Origin of the sequence: Bacillus cereus group sp. Bce019, from assembly GCF_051781745.1 — a bacterium.
Lineage (GTDB): Bacteria > Bacillota > Bacilli > Bacillales > Bacillaceae_G > Bacillus_A > Bacillus_A cereus.
Window position 1 is genome coordinate 206,340 of sequence record NZ_JBPWJX010000004.1, and the last position, 14,840, is coordinate 221,179.

The window sequence follows — 14,840 nt, forward strand, 5'->3', positions numbered from 1 at the left end:
GTGAAGAATAAGGCGCTTGCCTTATTCAAACGAATATGAACGGTCTTTATATAGGTTCTATGGGCATGATGAATTACATGCAGCGCATTAATGTTCATTCGAATAACGTTGCAAATGCTCAAACGACAGGATTTAAAGCAGAAAATATGACGTCTAAAGTATTTGATGTACAAGACACATATCGCCGCGGAGATGGGGCGGTAACAAATATCGGTTCGGTCGATTACGCTGTAGTACCAGCTGCAACGCATGTAAATTTAGTACAAGGAAATATACAAATGACAAATAGCGCTACAGATTTCTTTTTAGATGACGGCGCGGCCGGCACAACATCATTTTTTGTTACTTCTAAAAATGATGAAACGTTTTTAACGAGAGATGGTAGTTTCACATTAAATAGTGATCGATATTTACAAACATCTTCAGGTGCTTATGTTATGGATGTCAATAATGAGCGGATTCGTATTCCTGAAAATGTTGAATTCTTCGTATCTAATAATGGAGAAATTTATAGAGAAGTTAACGATGGAACTTTGCAAAAACCAGATATTAAGAGAATAGTAATTGCACAGTTACAAACAAAAACAGTAGATGCAGAAACGAATGCACGTCTCGTACAACGTGAAAATAAAAGCTTTACATTAGCAGAAGGAAACATTGCTAATTTACCGAACGGAACAGGAATAGTAAAAAATCATATGCTAGAAAATTCAAATGTAGATATGACGAAAGAGATGGCAGATCTTATGACAGATCAAAAGATGATTCAAGCATCACAGCGCGTTATGACTTCATTTGATAAAATTTATGAAAAAGAAGCGAATGAAATATTGAGATAGTGGACTCCTAATAAAGGAGTCTTTTATTAATTTTAAATTTCAGAATTATCATTTGACTTTAAGGAGCTTCTTTTTTATATTAGTAGGTATAACTATAACTACTAAAGAGGTGAGAGTATGACAACGGCATTATATTTAGAAGATGCATACAAAACGAGTTGCGAAACAGAAGTGATAAAAGTAGAAGGGAATAAAGTATTTGTAAAGGAAACAGTTTTTTATCCAACTGGTGGAGGGCAAGAATGTGATACGGGTGTCATTGTACAAGATGGGTCTGTATTTGAAGTTGAAAAAGTAAAGAAGGAGCAAGGAGAAATAGTTCACTATATAAAAGATGAAGCTCAAGTAAAATTAGGTCCAGTTAAATTAGAGATAAATTGGGAAAGACGTCATAATTTAATGCGTCATCACTCTTTACTGCATCTTATCGGAGCTGTTGTTTATGAAAAGTATGGAGCTCTATGCACCGGAAATCAAATTTATCCTGATAAAGCACGTATCGATTTTAATGAGTTACAAGAGTTATCGAGCGTGGAAGTAGAAGAAATTGTTGAGGAAGTGAATAAACTTATTAAGCAAAATAAAGAAATTTCCACTCGTTATATGAGCCGCGAAGAAGCAGAAAATGCTGTAGGAATGATTAAAACAGCAATAAATCTCCTGCCAACTACCATCCAAGAAATCCGCATTGTTACAATTGAAAATTTAGACGAACAAGCTTGTGGAGGCACACATGTGAAAAATACGAGTGAAATAGGAACACTTGTTATTGATAAAGTAAAAAGTAAAGGGAAGCAAAATCGTCGTTTTGAAGTAAGGGCGATTTAGATTGTGAGGGGTTACCGATGGATGAAATTATAAAGGAGTTACAAAAGTTAGGATTTTCCCAGTATGAATGTAAAGCGTATATTGGACTACTAAAACATTCCCCAGTAACAGGCTATGAAGTGAGTAAACAAACAGGAGTACCTCGTTCTATGATTTACGAGGTACTCGGTAAGTTAATGGATAAAGGAGCGGTGCACATTGTACCTTCTGAACCAGTGAAATATGTACCAGTACCAGCTACGGAATTAATGAATCGAATGCGAAAAGACTTTGAAAAGTCCTTTGAGTTTTTAGACCAGAAATTAAATCATTTAGAACAAGAAAGACAGATTGATGTAATTTCGCATATTCGCTCAAATGAGCGTGTTTTAAAAGAGATATGCAATATAATTAGTAGAGCTAAGGAAGAGTTATGGATTTCTGTATGGGAAGATCAAGTGCATGAAATTGAGCCATACATTCATCAAAAGGAAGAGGAAGGCGTACATATATTTTCAATCTTATTTGGAGCTCCAGAAACAAAAATAGGAGCGACGTTTCACCATAATTATATGACGCCTCACGTTGTTGAAAAGAGAATGGGTGGTCATTTAACTGTTATTGCTCGTGATGGAGAGGAAGTATTAATTGCGAACTTTTCAAATGATAGCACTTCATGGGCCGTTACAACGTATGACCCAGCGCTAGTTCTCGTTGCTACAGAGTATGTGCGGCACGATATTATGGTTGAAGAAATCACGAAGGAATTTGGAGCTGATAAGTTAGATACGTTATGGCGTGAAAATATAGATTTAGTCCATGTCGTAACAGGAAAACGAACTTTAGAAGGAATGGAGGATGATAGAGATGAGTAAAGCTCAGGCACATGTAGCTTTGCAGAGCGATGATACATTTCAGCAAGGAGTAAAAGATTGTTTACCAACTGTATTTGGTTATTTGAGCATCGGTATAGCAGCTGGTGTAATTGCAAAAACAGCAGGTTTTTCTATCATTGAAATTGCATTTATGTCCACTTTAATTTATGCAGGTTCTGCCCAATTTATATTAGCTGGTATGTATGCAGCCGGTGCTCCTGCTTCCGCAATTATTTTCACTGTATTTTTTGTTAATTTACGCCATTTATTAATGAGCGCAGCGCTTGCACCGTACTTTACGAAAATTCCTCTATTTAAAAACTTAATCATCGGTTCGCAAATTACAGATGAAACTTTCGGCGTTGCAGTGCAGCACGCAGCGCAAAAAGGATATTTAGGTGAAAGATGGATGATTGGGCTTAACGTAACAGCGTATTTAAATTGGATACTTGCTACCATTATTGGTGGGCTATTTGGTGAGTGGATACCAGATCCACATACATACGGGATGGATTATGCATTACCAGCGATGTTTATCGGATTATTTGTACTTCAGCTCATAAGTAGTAAACCAAAGCTAGCAATTCATTTAAGTGTTGCAATTGTAGCGATTATACTTGCATACGTTTCACACTTAATTATGCCAGATAGTATAGCGGTTATTATCGCAACCTTACTAGCTGCGACGATTGGAGTGGTGATTGAAAAATGGAAATGAGATTAGACGTATTATTACTTTTACTAGCAGCAGGAGCTGTCACACTCGTGCCACGTATTTTACCTCTACTCGTATTTAGTAAACTACAAATTCCAGACTGGGGTTTAAAATGGTTAAATTACATACCAATTGCGATATTAGCAGCGCTTTTAGCACAAGTTTTATTTATGCATGAGACGATACAGTGGGATTATCTTATTGCAGCAATTCCAACATTTCTTGTAGCGATATATACTCGTAGTTTATTAGGTACAGTATTAACAGGAGTGATTGTGATTATTTTGTTACGTTTCTTTTTCTAAAAAGGATTACGCTCATATCATAGCGAAAAGTGTAATAACATAAAAAATATAGGGGTGGTGTTATGATACTTTTAACGATAGGAGCAATTTTGTTAACGTTGTTTATTTTCTTTATTATCGGTTTCGTTACGTTTATGATGTTTGTTGATAAGGCGACACCTCAAATATATTATACACCTTGTGAATCAGTGACAGTGAAAACTAAAGGTAAACATAGAAGGAAGAAAAGTTGAAAGTTGGCTTTTCTTCCTTCTTCTATTACATCCCCGAAAGAACTAACAACAACAGCCCAAATAGAAAACTAATAAAGGAAAGAAAAACAATACATATTGAGAACACACGATTATTTCTCCATTCGTGCCAAAAAGCGATAAATCCTAAAATACAAAGGAAAAACCAAATGGGCAGGAATATGAACTCGCTAACTTTCTCGGGGAGTAACGAATAAAAAGTTGTTACATATAAAATCCAATTTGTAAAAAATAAAATGCAAATGATAATAGATTGTAAGTAGGGGCGGTTGGAAAACTCCCCTTTTTTTACGGTTACGAAAATAATAGTTAGCACTGAGAAAAAGGCAATGAATATGAAAATAAGTAAGAGTAATGTAAGTGTCATTTACATCTCCTTTATAAGAGTGTTTTTTACAAGAAATGAATCTATTACATTATATGCTTGTTTTGTAGAGTGCCCGTTATATTTTTCAGTGTACGGATTTAGAAATCCATGTTCACCGTGTAGTTGTTTTATTTCTAATAAAGGATTCTTTTGTTGCTGCAATGTGTGAATGAAAGAGGATACTGAAAAACTAGCTTCTTTTTCAGGGAATATAAGTAGTGTAGCGCATGTAGGCTTTATGTGAACATAGTCGCGTATACGAGAACCGTAACATCCGATAATAAAATTTATTTTCGGATCGTTACTACATAGCCATGAGATGGTAGCTCCAACACTAAAGCCGATAAGTCCAATATGTGTATAACTACTAGAAAGATGAGAAATGAATTCTTCAATTTGCTTTTTTCCATAATCAAATCCAATATGATTTACAAAATGTTCATATGCTTTTTCTTCATCATGATAATGAAATGCATGTTTCGATTGTAGAAGGTTAGGACAGAATACATCTATATGAGATGAAGTAAAGTGCTGGATAACGTGATGCATATGGTCGTTCACACCATATATTTCATGAACAATAACGAGAGCTAATTTTTCTTTCATAGTTATATTGTGCCTCTTTGAAACTTAAATTCTTTCTCAACAAGGCAAATACGCAGGTGGAAGTTTTCATACCATTGCTCACGACCTCTTTTTTTCGCTTCTTTATGTAAGGTGTTCTTTTTCCAATTTTCAATCGCATCAAGTGATTCCCAATAAGAAATTGTTATTCCGAGTCCAGAATTACCTCTTGCATTTTCTACACCTAAAAATCCAGGTTGTTGCTTTGCAAGTTTCTCCATTTCTTCGGCAACGGTATTATAGTCTGTTGTATCATTTGATAAATTAGAAGTGAATATAACTGCATAATAAGGCTTGTTTTTTTCTAAAGTAGATGCCATTATTTTTCCTCCTTAATGTATAGTACGAATAATTAATCCATAGTTTGTATTTTAGCAGGTCACAAAAAGAAAAGAAGTAGAAAATTCTTATTTTTTCAGCTCATGTAAAATAAAGAGTTGAAGAAATTTATAATAAGTAATCTGAAAGAAGAAAAATGCCACTTCAAAAGAGAAGTGGCATTTCTTATATTTCCTCTAAGCTATTAACTGGAACAGTTAATTCGCGTCCTGGGTTTTTTACTTCATATATGCGGGCGGTTTCATTGCTTTCATCGACGTGTTGAATCATAACAGGCATGCCTTGAAAATTGACATTGGCTTGTTCTGCTGACATAGCAAGCTCTATTGCACGTTGTATATTCATTTATATTCCTCCCATCATTATTATCTTTGCTAAAAAAGAGGAATAATATACCATTTAGAGACATCCTTAAAGTTTTTGTATTATTTGTAATGTTTCTTTAATAAATGAAGAAAAGATGGAATCAGGATAACCATCTATCGTTTGAACTGCTTCTTTTGCTTCTTTCAGAGCAGCTGTTTTATCTTGAAGTTTTATATGACACAGGGCACGATAAGACCCAGCTGTTAATACCCACGATTGATCAAGTGGATGACTCATATAATCTGGTATGGTAGCGTGTTTTAATATTGCCAAAGCTTCCTTATAACGTTTTAAGCCATACAAAGATTTTCCTTTTTCAAGATAATATAATCCATCGTCTTGAAAGATTGGTTCATCTTTTAGTTTTTCTCGGAATTGTTCTAGATGTTCTAATGCGATTGTATATTCATTAGTAATTGTGTTGTAGTAGTAAGCTTTTAAAATATCAATAATCGCAATGGATAGAATATCTTCTGTAAAAATGGCAAATTGCTCTGATTTTTTTATGTAATATAAATACTGTTCTTTATCAGCTGTAATGACTTTTTGGTAAGATAAAATGCGATAAAATTCATCTGTTTTATAATACACTTGATGTTTTTTTGAAAATGCAAGTGCATCTAAAATGACTTTTTCACATTTTTTATAATTGCCGTATGCGAGTAAAATAATGGCTTCTTTTAAGTATAGTTGTATATGTGTAATGAGATCCATTTCTAAATTCTTCGCTTTATATTCATCACGAATTGTAGCAATCATCTGTAAACATTCTTTATATTTTTTACGTTTGAAGAGCATATAGTAAAACAGTAGTTTCGTTTCAGTACTTTCACGATACAAAGTATATTTTTCAAATATAGAAACAGCTGTTTCAACGTAATATTCAATATTGTAATCGTTCATAATGGCCGCTCCAGTTATGAACTGTTTATATAAACGTGCTGTGTTTAAAGTAAGGGGTAGTTCTTTTTGAACGATAGGTAGTAAAGTCTTGTATACTTCATCGCATTTATTTGATTTTATTAATGGCTCCATTTTTTGAATGAGTTCCACAATTTCTTCTTCATCTTCTTCTAATAAAAAGCTCGTTTCACATTCAAGTTTTTCCGCAATATATTGTAATGTTTTCATAGAAGGTGTAGCTTTTCCATTTTCAATTTGACTAAGCATACTTTTTGTCAGTTCCGAACCTGCCAGTGCTGTTTGCGTAAGCTTTTTTTCTTTTCGTAATGCTTTAATTTTTTCACCGAGAGTTGCCATATTATTGCTCCTTTATATTTAAAAAGTTTAATTGTATTTAACTTTTTGTTGTGAAAATTGGAAAGTTGATTATATAATAAGTTTAACACAATTTAACTTTTAAGGGGAGAGAGTCAAAAATGGGAGATATAAGTATAGGAAAACATGATTCAAGAATGAAGATTGCAACTAGAAATATCATTTTAATGATGATTGGAAAAATGACGTCTTTATTAGGCGCAGGTATTTATACGTTCGCAATGGGATTATATGTATTAAAGACTACTGGTTCAGGGATGGGTTTTGCAATTACGCTCGTTTGCGGATCACTTCCAAGGATGATCTGTGGCCCAATTGCTGGTGCTGTAGCAGACCGTGTGAATCGAAAATGGCTTGTCATTGGTACTGATTTATTAAGTAGTTTAACGATGCTTAGTATGTTTATTCTTGCTACTATATTTGGGCCATCACTTCTTTTTATTTATATTTCAGCAGCATTATTATCAATTTGTGCAAGTTTTTATTCTGTTGCATTAACTTCGTCTATTCCGAGTTTAGTAGATGAAGGACGTATTCAAAAAGCGAGTGCTTTAAATCAAACGGCGGCTTCTTTATCAAATATTTTAGGCCCGATTATTGGCGGAGTTGTATATGGTTTCTTTTCAATTAAATCGTTTTTCCTATTAAATAGTATTACGTTCTTTTTAGCGGTTATTTTGCAATTATTTATCGTATTTGATTTATATAAAAAAGAAGTGGCTGAAAGTACAGAGCATTTCTTGACGAGTATAAAAGAAGGTTTTTTATATGTAAAAAGACAACGTGAAATATATGGTCTAATGAAAATAGCATTGTGGGTAAACTTTTTTGCGTGTGGTCTAACAGTTGCACTTCCGTACATTATCGTCCATACATTGCATTTATCTTCAAAGCAACTCGGTACTGTAGAGGGAATGTTAGCAGTCGGGATGCTAATGGGAGCGATTGCTTTATCAGTGCGTAAAGAAGTGAATAATCCGTTTCGTTCTATTTATACTGGACTGTTTTTGTTTGCAGGTTTAAGTTTATGTACAGCCTTTCCGTTGTTAGTTATCATTCCAAAAGTAGCAAGTTTTATTTACTATATTGCTTTTATGATGTTAACTGGTATAGCAATTATGATTGTAAACATTCCAATGCAAGTACATATGCAAAAAACGACAGATCCGAGCTACCTAGGGCGTGTGTTTGGCCTACTTGAAACAATTGCGACTGCAATCGCACCGCTTGGTATGATTGTATATGGACTACTATTAGATATGTTGCCAACTAGCATTGTTATGATGACAATAGGTGGAGGGTTATTGTTAGTTGTATTAGTTGGAGTAAAGCAACATATGGCGAAAAAACAAGTAGATGTGTCCGCTTAAAAATAAGAAAATAATAAAAATTTGACTTATCATTATAAAAATGACTAAATTAGTATTTTAGTTTTTGAAACTCTTTTTCATGTATGTTAAAGTAAAGTGAGCTTGCAAAGAAAAGGAGACAACAGCATGAAAAAATTAAGTTTTGTTATGCTTTTTCTATTAGTCGTAATGGCTGGATGTAGCAATTATGACACATATATTGAAACAGGTATGCAATCATTGAAAGATGAAAAGTATAGTGATGCAACAATGTGGTTCGAAAAAGCAGAAAAAGAGAAATCAGGAAATGAAGCGAAATCATATAAAGAAGTTGCTGAGAGAATGGATCACGGAGCAACAGCATTAAAAGACGGTAAGTATTTAGAAGCGAAAGACATTGCAAATGAAGTGTTACAAAAGAAAAAAGATGATGAACTTGAAAAAGCTGTAACATCAAATGCAGAGAATATGCTTCAAAAAGCAAAAGATGTGGAAGAGAAAGTAAATGAAAGAGTGGCAAAGCGTAGAAAGGTAGAAGAAGAAGGAATCGATAAACTTATTAAAGCTGTCGATAGTATAGATGAAGTGAAAGAAAAAGAGAAGAAAGTATCAGAAGCATTAGATAAGGCTGAAGAGGCGCAAGCAAAAATTGAGGCAAAGAAAAATAAATAGATTTATAGTTTAAAAGGCTGTCGTGCATAACGACAGCCTTTTAATTTTTTGTTGCAAATGAAGTGATGCTCTGTAGTAAAAAAGAAATGATTTTAGAATTCCATCTGTCCTCATGATGAATCGTATAAATATTACGCTGAAATTCAAATTCAGGGATTGGTATATAGCATAGCTCATTTCGTTGTATTTCTTGCTCGATAGCAAGTTTAGAAATAAAGGCAATTCCATTACCATATTTTAAAATTTGTTTCATCGTTTCTAATGAGTCTAATTCAATTTCAGATTGGAATGTAATGTTGTGCGCCAACGTCCATTGTGTAAGTAAATCTCTCGTTGTAGATGGATTACGATGCAATAGTATGCGTTCCTTTTCGATATTTTGTAACGATACATTGTCTTTCTTTGAAAAATGATGTTCTTTGGAAAAGGCAAGAACAAGTGTATCGGGCATTATATTCGTTTGTTTTAAAAGTGGTTCATCAAATGGAGCAGCGGAAATTATCCCAAGATCGATTTCGTGATTTTGTAGCATCATTCGAATTTCAGGGGCTGTTTTCACTAGTAGCGTTATTTTTATATTGGGAAATTCACATTGAAATTGATGAACGACTGCTGGCAAAAGATAAGTCGCTGGTACATAACTAGCGCCGATTGTTATAGCACCTTTATGAAAATCTTTAAACTCTTGCGTGACACGTCTAGCTTCTTTCATAAGTGCATCTATTTTACAAGCATAATGGTGCAAAGCCTCACCAGCCTCTGTTAAGAAATACCTTCCAGAACGTAATTCGAATAGAGATACACCGAGTTCTTCTTCTAAGCTTTTTATATGAAATGTAATAGTTGGTTGTTTAACGCCAAGTTTTTCTGCAACGATTGTAAGTTTTTTGTATTTCTTAATAAGTACTACAATTTCTAATTTTAAGAGATTCATTATGAATTGCCACCTTTTTTATTTTAACTATAGAAAAAATCTATAGAAATAAATAGTTTATTAGAAGTTTTTTAATTTAATCTTTACAGTACATTAACATTCAGTATAAATCTTCCATATAGAATGAAAGCAGGTTAAGAATGAGGGGAGAGAGGTGAAGCAATGGATATTACAATTAGTGGATTAGAAAAGACATTTGGAAAAATACAGGCGTTAAAGCCGTTGCAGATTGTAATGAAACAAGGGGAATTTACTACACTTTTAGGACCTTCGGGGTGTGGGAAAACGACTTTACTTAGAATGATAGCAGGACTTGAAGAACCGGATAAGGGAGAAATATATTTTGGAGACCAGTGCATGTATTCTGCTACAAAAAAGATAAAGACATCTCCTCATGAACGGAATATCGGTATGGTATTTCAAGATTTTGCTTTATGGCCGCACATGACTGTTTTTGAAAATGTTGCATTTGGTTTAAGAGCTACAAAGCAAACGAATCATTTAAGAGAAAAAGTAGAAGATGCGATAAAGCGAGTTCGCCTGCAAGGTATGGAGAAACGGTATCCACACGAACTTTCTGGTGGACAGCAACAACGTGTCGCATTCGCTAGAGCAATTGTAACAAAACCTCATTTTATTTTGTTTGATGAACCGCTAAGTGCACTCGATGCAATTTTGCGAGAAGAAATGAGAATAGAGCTTATGGATATCGTTCATTCCATTGGTTTAACTGCACTGTATGTCACTCACGATCAAATAGAAGCAATGTCAATGTCAGACCAAATTATTGTCATGAAACAAGGAGAAGTATTACAAAAAGGAACACCGGAAGATATTTATGTGAAACCGTCTCATGAATTTGTTGCCAAATTTGTTGGTAAGGCGAATTGGCTTGTAGAGGGTGAAAAAATGATTCGTCCAGAGCATGTGAGTTGGACAAAAAATGATGTGTGCGAAATGTATACAGGTGAAATTCAGCACGTTACATATGTAGGAGAACGTTATGAAGTGAAAGTAAATATGGGGACTTTAGGCATCTGGACAGCCTATCACAATAGTAAGCTAAGCATCGGTAAACCAGTATCGTTATATGTGCCAAAAAAATGTATTCATCATATAGGGGGAGAATCGTATGAAGAAATTCAGTTCGCTTAAGTCTTTATTTTTATGTACTTTATTATTTTCGGCTGTAGTAACAGGGTGTAGTTCAAAGACAGGCAATGCAGATGCGAAAAGTAAAAATACAACTGAAAAGAAAATTGTTGTATATAGTGCAGGGCCAAAAGGGTTAGCAGAAAAAATTCAAAAAGACTTTGAAAAGAAAACTGGTATAAAGGTGGAAATGTTTCAAGGGACAACTGGTAAAATTTTAGCGAGAATGGAAGCTGAAAAGAAAAATCCAGTCGTTGATGTAGTCGTACTTGCATCATTACCAGCGATGGAAGGATTAAAGAAAGAGGGTCAAACGTTAGCTTATAAAGAAGCGAAACAAGCTGATAAGCTGCGTTCTGAATGGTCAGATGATAAAGGACATTATTTCGGGTATAGTGCTTCAGCATTAGGGATTGTGTACAATACAAAAAATGTGAAGACAGCGCCTGAAGATTGGAGCGATATAACGAAAGGAGAATGGAAAGGGAAAGTGAATCTTCCAGATCCAGCACTTTCAGGTTCAGCTTTAGACTTTGTAACAGGATACGTGAAAAAGAATGGACAAGATGGATGGAATTTATTTGAGCAGCTTAAGAAAAATGAAGTTACAGTAGCAGGAGCAAATCAGGAAGCGTTAGACCCAGTTGTAACAGGTGCGAAAGATATGGTCATTGCGGGTGTTGATTATATGACGTATAGCGCAAAAGCAAAGGGTGAACCTGTTGATATTGTATATCCAAAAAGCGGAACAGTTATTAGCCCACGTGCAGCTGGGATTATGAAGGATAGTAAAAATGTTGAAGGTGCAAAAGAGTTTATTGATTATTTATTATCCGATGATGTACAAAAACAAGTTTCTAAAGCGTATTTATTGCCTGGTAGAACAGATATAAAAGCTGAAAATAGACCAAATGTAGAAGAGATTCCAGTATTAAATATTGATTGGAAAACAGTTGAGAAAGAGCAAGATGAAATAGGAAAACAATTTAAGAAAGTATTTCAATAAGATGGTGATTCCATGGTAAATCGATTCGTATCAGTAAGACAAGTTGGAATGACGGTAGCGTTATTACTTGTGGCGATGTTAATCGTCATTCCACTTTTTCTTATTTTATTTTCTAGTGTATATGAAAATAGCAGTTGGAATTTTTTTAAGCCTTTTGAAGTGATGCAGAGTGGTGGATTAGCGGGGATTTTTCTAAATTCGATGCTTCTAGGTGTACTCGTTGTAATAGGAGCTACAATATTTGCATTTCCATTGGCGTTTATTATGAGCAAAACAGATGTAGGAAAGTATAGTAAGTTAGATATTGTTTTTATGATTCCATTTATGACACCGCCGTATATTGGATCGATGGGCTGGATTTTGTTCATGCAACCTAACGGCTATTTTGAACAATTTTTCCCGATGCTAAAGACAGTTTCATCATCGTTTTTTAGTTTAGGAGGTATGGTATTAATTATGAGTCTGCATTTATTCCCATTCCTTTATTTCATGCTGAAAAACACGTTACTTCAGATTGGGAGTAGTAAAGAAGAAGCTGCAGCAGTTCATGGCGGAAGTTTTTTCTATCGTTTAAGAAAAATAATATTGCCGTTATTAGTATCAAGCTATGTAATGGGGGCTTTACTCATTTTCGTAAAGACGATTGCTGAATTTGGAACACCGGCTACATTCGGACGTAGAATAGGATTCCACGTGTTAACATCAGAAATCCATAAATTTATTTCGAGTTGGCCAATTGATTTTAGTAGTGCAACAGCATTATCTTCTTTATTACTTAGTGCTTGTATGCTTATTTGGTATATGCAAAATGTATTGAATCGAAAGTATTCATATGCAATGGTTAGTGGAAAAGGTGTGAAATCTAAAAGATATACTTTGTCTATATTTACGCGCGTTGTAGCATGGATGTATGTAATTGGTTTATTAATCGTATCAATTGGAATTCCATACTTTTCTATACTTATTGCTTCTTTGTCAAAATTAAGAGGCGGCGGTTTACATGTAAATAACTTTACAACAAGCCATTATGAGGCATTGTTTACAATAGGATCTCCGGGATTAGAGGCTTTATGGAATAGTTTTCTTTTTTCACTCGTAACAGCGATTATCGCGGTAATGATTGGAGTCTTTTTGGCACTTATGATTCGAAAAGGGAAAAAAACCTCTGAAAAATGGCTTGATATGTGCGGTATGTTACCGAATATGGTACCAGGAATCGTTATGGTTGTAGGTCTTATTCTATTTTGGAATTCACCATATATGCCTATATCAATTTACAATACACCAGTCATGGTTATCGTAACGTATGTTGTGCTGTTTTTACCTTACACGGTGCAATATGTAAAATCATCACTCGGACAAATTGATGATTCTCTCATGCAGGCAGGAAGTGTTTTTTCTGGAAATTATATTTATATTTTTAGAAAAATAATATTGCCTCTTATTATCCCAGGCATTCTTGCTGGATGGGCGATGACATTTACAATTTCGATAAGAGAGTTAGTAGCATCACTTCTCGTATTACCTCCATCAGTAGAAACGTCAGCAACGTTTATTTTTGCTCAATTTGAACAGGGTGAAGTATCTATAGGCATGGCGATGGCCGTTGTTTCTGTTGGACTTACAACAATATGCTTATTACTGCTACAACATATGGAGCAAAAACGAAAAGGGGTAGCATGATGAGAGTGGAAGTATGGGGAGGAGCAGGAGAATACGGTCGCTCCTGCTATTTTGTAAAAAATAAAGAGACGAAAATATTATTTGATTGTGGTATTAATCGATCTTATGAGGATAGTTATCCAAAAATAGAGAGAGAAGCTGTTCCATTTTTAGATGCGGTATTTTTATCACATATTCATGAAGATCATACGATGGGTTTACCTTTATTAGCGAAGTATGGATATAAGAAAAAAATTTGGACGACTCGTTATACGAAGGAGCAACTGCCGTTATATTATGAAAAATGGAGAAACTATAATGTGATGCAAGGGTGGAATTTACCTTATAGCGACCAACATATAAAAGATTTAAATTATGTATGTATTGATGAGATTAGTAATCCAAATGAATGGATACAAATTACTCCTACATTGCGGTTTCAATGGGGATATAGTGGGCATGTATTAGGAGCTGTTTGGTTTTTAGTTGATATGTGTAATACATACGTATTTTATTCAGGCGACTATTCAGCAGATTCTAATATACTACGAGCTAATTTACCTGAGAAATTGGGCTACAATATAAAAATCGCAATTGTGGATGCTGCTTATCACACAGATGATGTTTCGCAAAATGAACGTGTAAACGAACTATGTGCAGAAATTGAACGAGTTATGCAAAATAAAGGAATAGCATTATTACCGCTTCCACAACTTGGTAGGGCGCAAGATATAGTATTGTATTTATATGAACGATATAAAGAATTTCCGCTTATAGTAGATAAAGAAATTTTGGCTGGATTTGAAGAGATGTTCGTATATAAAGATTGGATAAAAAATAATGAAGAATTTAAATGGATTATGGAGAGTTTAAAAAGAAACATAATAGTGATGGATAATGACATTAGTATGCAAAATAGTTACGGAATAGTTGTAATGAGTGATGCGAATATGCAAACGAAACGAGCGCAGTTATATTATGAACAACTTCGGAATGAAAAGCGAAATGCCGTTATTTTTACTGGGCATATTGCGAAAGGGAGTTTTGCAGAAAAAGTTATGAAAGAACATGTAAGGAGTACATGTAGGGTGAAGCGAGTTGTGTATAAAGTTCACCAAAGTATAAGAGACGTTAAAGAGATGCTAAATACATTATTACCAGAACATACGGTGTTAGTGCACGCTTTGAAAGAGGATACGGATCGATTACAACAAAAGCTAAGTACAGCAGGATATGAAAATGTATATTCACTTGCAATGGAACGTATAGAAGTCATTTAAAATGCAAAGGGGATAGGTA

Annotated in this window: 18 protein-coding genes; 12 read left to right on the plus strand and 6 right to left on the minus strand. The window is 34.4% G+C overall.

Going from position 1 to position 14,840, the window contains the following annotated elements:
* Nucleotides 1-35: 35 nt before the first annotated feature.
* The 6 genes from ACS2QP_RS09355 (at nucleotide 36) to ACS2QP_RS09380 (ending at nucleotide 3,774) form a co-directional block, all read left to right on the plus strand.
* On the plus strand, nucleotides 36-839 hold the full coding sequence (locus tag ACS2QP_RS09355) for a flagellar basal-body rod protein FlgG (protein WP_001013939.1): 804 nt from the start codon (nucleotides 36-38) through the stop codon (nucleotides 837-839).
* A 117-nt stretch (nucleotides 840-956) separates the two neighbouring features.
* Complete coding sequence (locus ACS2QP_RS09360; protein WP_000205380.1) at nucleotides 957-1,667, plus strand: alanyl-tRNA editing protein; 711 nt, start codon at nucleotides 957-959, stop codon at nucleotides 1,665-1,667.
* 17 nt (nucleotides 1,668-1,684) lie between these two features.
* A complete protein-coding gene (locus tag ACS2QP_RS09365; RefSeq protein ID WP_438882351.1) occupies nucleotides 1,685-2,521 on the plus strand; it encodes a TrmB family transcriptional regulator in 837 nt (278 codons plus the stop codon).
* Nucleotides 2,514-3,239 (plus strand): AzlC family ABC transporter permease, encoded by a 726-nt coding sequence (locus tag ACS2QP_RS09370; protein ID WP_071739722.1) that lies wholly within the window; start codon nucleotides 2,514-2,516, stop codon nucleotides 3,237-3,239. The genes ACS2QP_RS09365 and ACS2QP_RS09370 overlap by 8 nt, the downstream gene beginning before the upstream one ends.
* Nucleotides 3,230-3,541 carry an AzlD domain-containing protein gene (locus ACS2QP_RS09375; protein ID WP_017672964.1) on the plus strand — a complete coding sequence of 104 codons (312 nt, stop codon included), beginning with the start codon at nucleotides 3,230-3,232 and terminating at the stop codon, nucleotides 3,539-3,541. The genes ACS2QP_RS09370 and ACS2QP_RS09375 overlap by 10 nt, the downstream gene beginning before the upstream one ends.
* A gap of 62 nt (nucleotides 3,542-3,603) precedes the next feature.
* Complete coding sequence (locus ACS2QP_RS09380; protein ID WP_000602244.1) at nucleotides 3,604-3,774, plus strand: DUF3951 domain-containing protein; 171 nt, start codon at nucleotides 3,604-3,606, stop codon at nucleotides 3,772-3,774.
* Nucleotides 3,775-3,799: 25 nt separating this feature from the next.
* On the opposite strand, the gene ACS2QP_RS09385 is transcribed toward ACS2QP_RS09380, so the two are convergent.
* The 5 genes from ACS2QP_RS09385 to ACS2QP_RS09405 all read right to left on the minus strand — a co-directional run bounded on the left by ACS2QP_RS09385 (nucleotide 3,800) and on the right by ACS2QP_RS09405 (nucleotide 6,748).
* On the minus strand, nucleotides 3,800-4,159 hold the full coding sequence (locus tag ACS2QP_RS09385; RefSeq protein ID WP_438882352.1) for a hypothetical protein: 360 nt from the start codon (nucleotides 4,157-4,159) through the stop codon (nucleotides 3,800-3,802).
* On the minus strand, nucleotides 4,160-4,765 hold the full coding sequence (locus ACS2QP_RS09390) for a dienelactone hydrolase family protein (RefSeq protein ID WP_410990337.1): 606 nt from the start codon (nucleotides 4,763-4,765) through the stop codon (nucleotides 4,160-4,162).
* Nucleotides 4,766-4,767: 2 nt separating this feature from the next.
* Entirely contained in the window at nucleotides 4,768-5,103 is a 336-nt protein-coding gene (locus ACS2QP_RS09395; protein WP_410990336.1) for an antibiotic biosynthesis monooxygenase family protein, read from the minus strand.
* Between the two features lie 184 nt (nucleotides 5,104-5,287).
* On the minus strand, nucleotides 5,288-5,467 hold the full coding sequence (locus ACS2QP_RS09400; protein ID WP_410990334.1) for an H-type small acid-soluble spore protein: 180 nt from the start codon (nucleotides 5,465-5,467) through the stop codon (nucleotides 5,288-5,290).
* 66 nt (nucleotides 5,468-5,533) lie between these two features.
* Nucleotides 5,534-6,748, minus strand: a complete 1,215-nt coding sequence (locus tag ACS2QP_RS09405; protein WP_098529101.1) for a helix-turn-helix domain-containing protein — start codon at nucleotides 6,746-6,748, stop codon at nucleotides 5,534-5,536.
* A 119-nt stretch (nucleotides 6,749-6,867) separates the two neighbouring features.
* On the opposite strand from ACS2QP_RS09405, the gene ACS2QP_RS09410 reads away from it, so the two are divergent.
* A complete protein-coding gene (locus ACS2QP_RS09410) occupies nucleotides 6,868-8,136 on the plus strand; it encodes an MFS transporter (RefSeq protein ID WP_000502468.1) in 1,269 nt (422 codons plus the stop codon).
* A 126-nt stretch (nucleotides 8,137-8,262) separates the two neighbouring features.
* Complete coding sequence (locus ACS2QP_RS09415) at nucleotides 8,263-8,787, plus strand: DUF4398 domain-containing protein (RefSeq protein WP_000736443.1); 525 nt, start codon at nucleotides 8,263-8,265, stop codon at nucleotides 8,785-8,787.
* Nucleotides 8,788-8,827: 40 nt separating this feature from the next.
* Here ACS2QP_RS09415 and ACS2QP_RS09420 read toward each other — a convergent pair whose 3' ends face one another.
* Nucleotides 8,828-9,721: a LysR family transcriptional regulator gene (locus ACS2QP_RS09420; protein ID WP_063536052.1), complete on the minus strand. Its 894-nt coding sequence runs from the start codon at nucleotides 9,719-9,721 to the stop codon at nucleotides 8,828-8,830.
* A gap of 162 nt (nucleotides 9,722-9,883) precedes the next feature.
* Here ACS2QP_RS09420 and ACS2QP_RS09425 point away from each other — a divergent pair, with 162 nt between their 5' ends.
* Genes ACS2QP_RS09425 through ACS2QP_RS09440 form a run of 4 tightly spaced genes read left to right on the plus strand, consistent with a single transcriptional unit; the run spans nucleotide 9,884 to nucleotide 14,821 of the window.
* Complete coding sequence (locus ACS2QP_RS09425; RefSeq protein ID WP_000355540.1) at nucleotides 9,884-10,876, plus strand: ABC transporter ATP-binding protein; 993 nt, start codon at nucleotides 9,884-9,886, stop codon at nucleotides 10,874-10,876.
* Nucleotides 10,854-11,879, plus strand: a complete 1,026-nt coding sequence (locus tag ACS2QP_RS09430) for an extracellular solute-binding protein (RefSeq protein WP_438882353.1) — start codon at nucleotides 10,854-10,856, stop codon at nucleotides 11,877-11,879. The genes ACS2QP_RS09425 and ACS2QP_RS09430 overlap by 23 nt, the downstream gene beginning before the upstream one ends.
* Nucleotides 11,880-11,891: 12 nt before the next feature.
* The gene (locus tag ACS2QP_RS09435; protein ID WP_153580848.1) at nucleotides 11,892-13,562 is read left to right on the plus strand and encodes an ABC transporter permease; all 1,671 of its coding nucleotides are present in this window, start codon (nucleotides 11,892-11,894) and stop codon (nucleotides 13,560-13,562) included.
* Nucleotides 13,559-14,821 (plus strand): MBL fold metallo-hydrolase, encoded by a 1,263-nt coding sequence (locus ACS2QP_RS09440; RefSeq protein WP_438882393.1) that lies wholly within the window; start codon nucleotides 13,559-13,561, stop codon nucleotides 14,819-14,821. The genes ACS2QP_RS09435 and ACS2QP_RS09440 overlap by 4 nt, the downstream gene beginning before the upstream one ends.
* The last annotated feature ends 19 nt before the right edge of the window (nucleotides 14,822-14,840 follow it).

Excerpts from the sequence above, each read along its gene's own strand:
- ACS2QP_RS09355 (WP_001013939.1), top strand. The coding sequence starts at position 36 with ATGAACGGTCTTTATATAGGTTCTATGGGCATGATGAATTACATGCAG.
- ACS2QP_RS09360 (WP_000205380.1), top strand. The coding sequence starts at position 957 with ATGACAACGGCATTATATTTAGAAGATGCATACAAAACGAGTTGCGAA.
- ACS2QP_RS09365 (WP_438882351.1), top strand. The coding sequence starts at position 1,685 with ATGGATGAAATTATAAAGGAGTTACAAAAGTTAGGATTTTCCCAGTAT.
- ACS2QP_RS09370 (WP_071739722.1), top strand. The coding sequence starts at position 2,514 with ATGAGTAAAGCTCAGGCACATGTAGCTTTGCAGAGCGATGATACATTT.
- ACS2QP_RS09375 (WP_017672964.1), top strand. The coding sequence starts at position 3,230 with ATGGAAATGAGATTAGACGTATTATTACTTTTACTAGCAGCAGGAGCT.
- ACS2QP_RS09380 (WP_000602244.1), top strand. The coding sequence starts at position 3,604 with ATGATACTTTTAACGATAGGAGCAATTTTGTTAACGTTGTTTATTTTC.
- ACS2QP_RS09385 (WP_438882352.1), bottom strand. The coding sequence starts at position 4,159 with ATGACACTTACATTACTCTTACTTATTTTCATATTCATTGCCTTTTTC.
- ACS2QP_RS09390 (WP_410990337.1), bottom strand. The coding sequence starts at position 4,765 with ATGAAAGAAAAATTAGCTCTCGTTATTGTTCATGAAATATATGGTGTG.
- ACS2QP_RS09395 (WP_410990336.1), bottom strand. The coding sequence starts at position 5,103 with ATGGCATCTACTTTAGAAAAAAACAAGCCTTATTATGCAGTTATATTC.
- ACS2QP_RS09400 (WP_410990334.1), bottom strand. The coding sequence starts at position 5,467 with ATGAATATACAACGTGCAATAGAGCTTGCTATGTCAGCAGAACAAGCC.
- ACS2QP_RS09405 (WP_098529101.1), bottom strand. The coding sequence starts at position 6,748 with ATGGCAACTCTCGGTGAAAAAATTAAAGCATTACGAAAAGAAAAAAAG.
- ACS2QP_RS09410 (WP_000502468.1), top strand. The coding sequence starts at position 6,868 with ATGGGAGATATAAGTATAGGAAAACATGATTCAAGAATGAAGATTGCA.
- ACS2QP_RS09415 (WP_000736443.1), top strand. The coding sequence starts at position 8,263 with ATGAAAAAATTAAGTTTTGTTATGCTTTTTCTATTAGTCGTAATGGCT.
- ACS2QP_RS09420 (WP_063536052.1), bottom strand. The coding sequence starts at position 9,721 with ATGAATCTCTTAAAATTAGAAATTGTAGTACTTATTAAGAAATACAAA.
- ACS2QP_RS09425 (WP_000355540.1), top strand. The coding sequence starts at position 9,884 with ATGGATATTACAATTAGTGGATTAGAAAAGACATTTGGAAAAATACAG.
- ACS2QP_RS09430 (WP_438882353.1), top strand. The coding sequence starts at position 10,854 with ATGAAGAAATTCAGTTCGCTTAAGTCTTTATTTTTATGTACTTTATTA.
- ACS2QP_RS09435 (WP_153580848.1), top strand. The coding sequence starts at position 11,892 with ATGGTAAATCGATTCGTATCAGTAAGACAAGTTGGAATGACGGTAGCG.
- ACS2QP_RS09440 (WP_438882393.1), top strand. The coding sequence starts at position 13,559 with ATGATGAGAGTGGAAGTATGGGGAGGAGCAGGAGAATACGGTCGCTCC.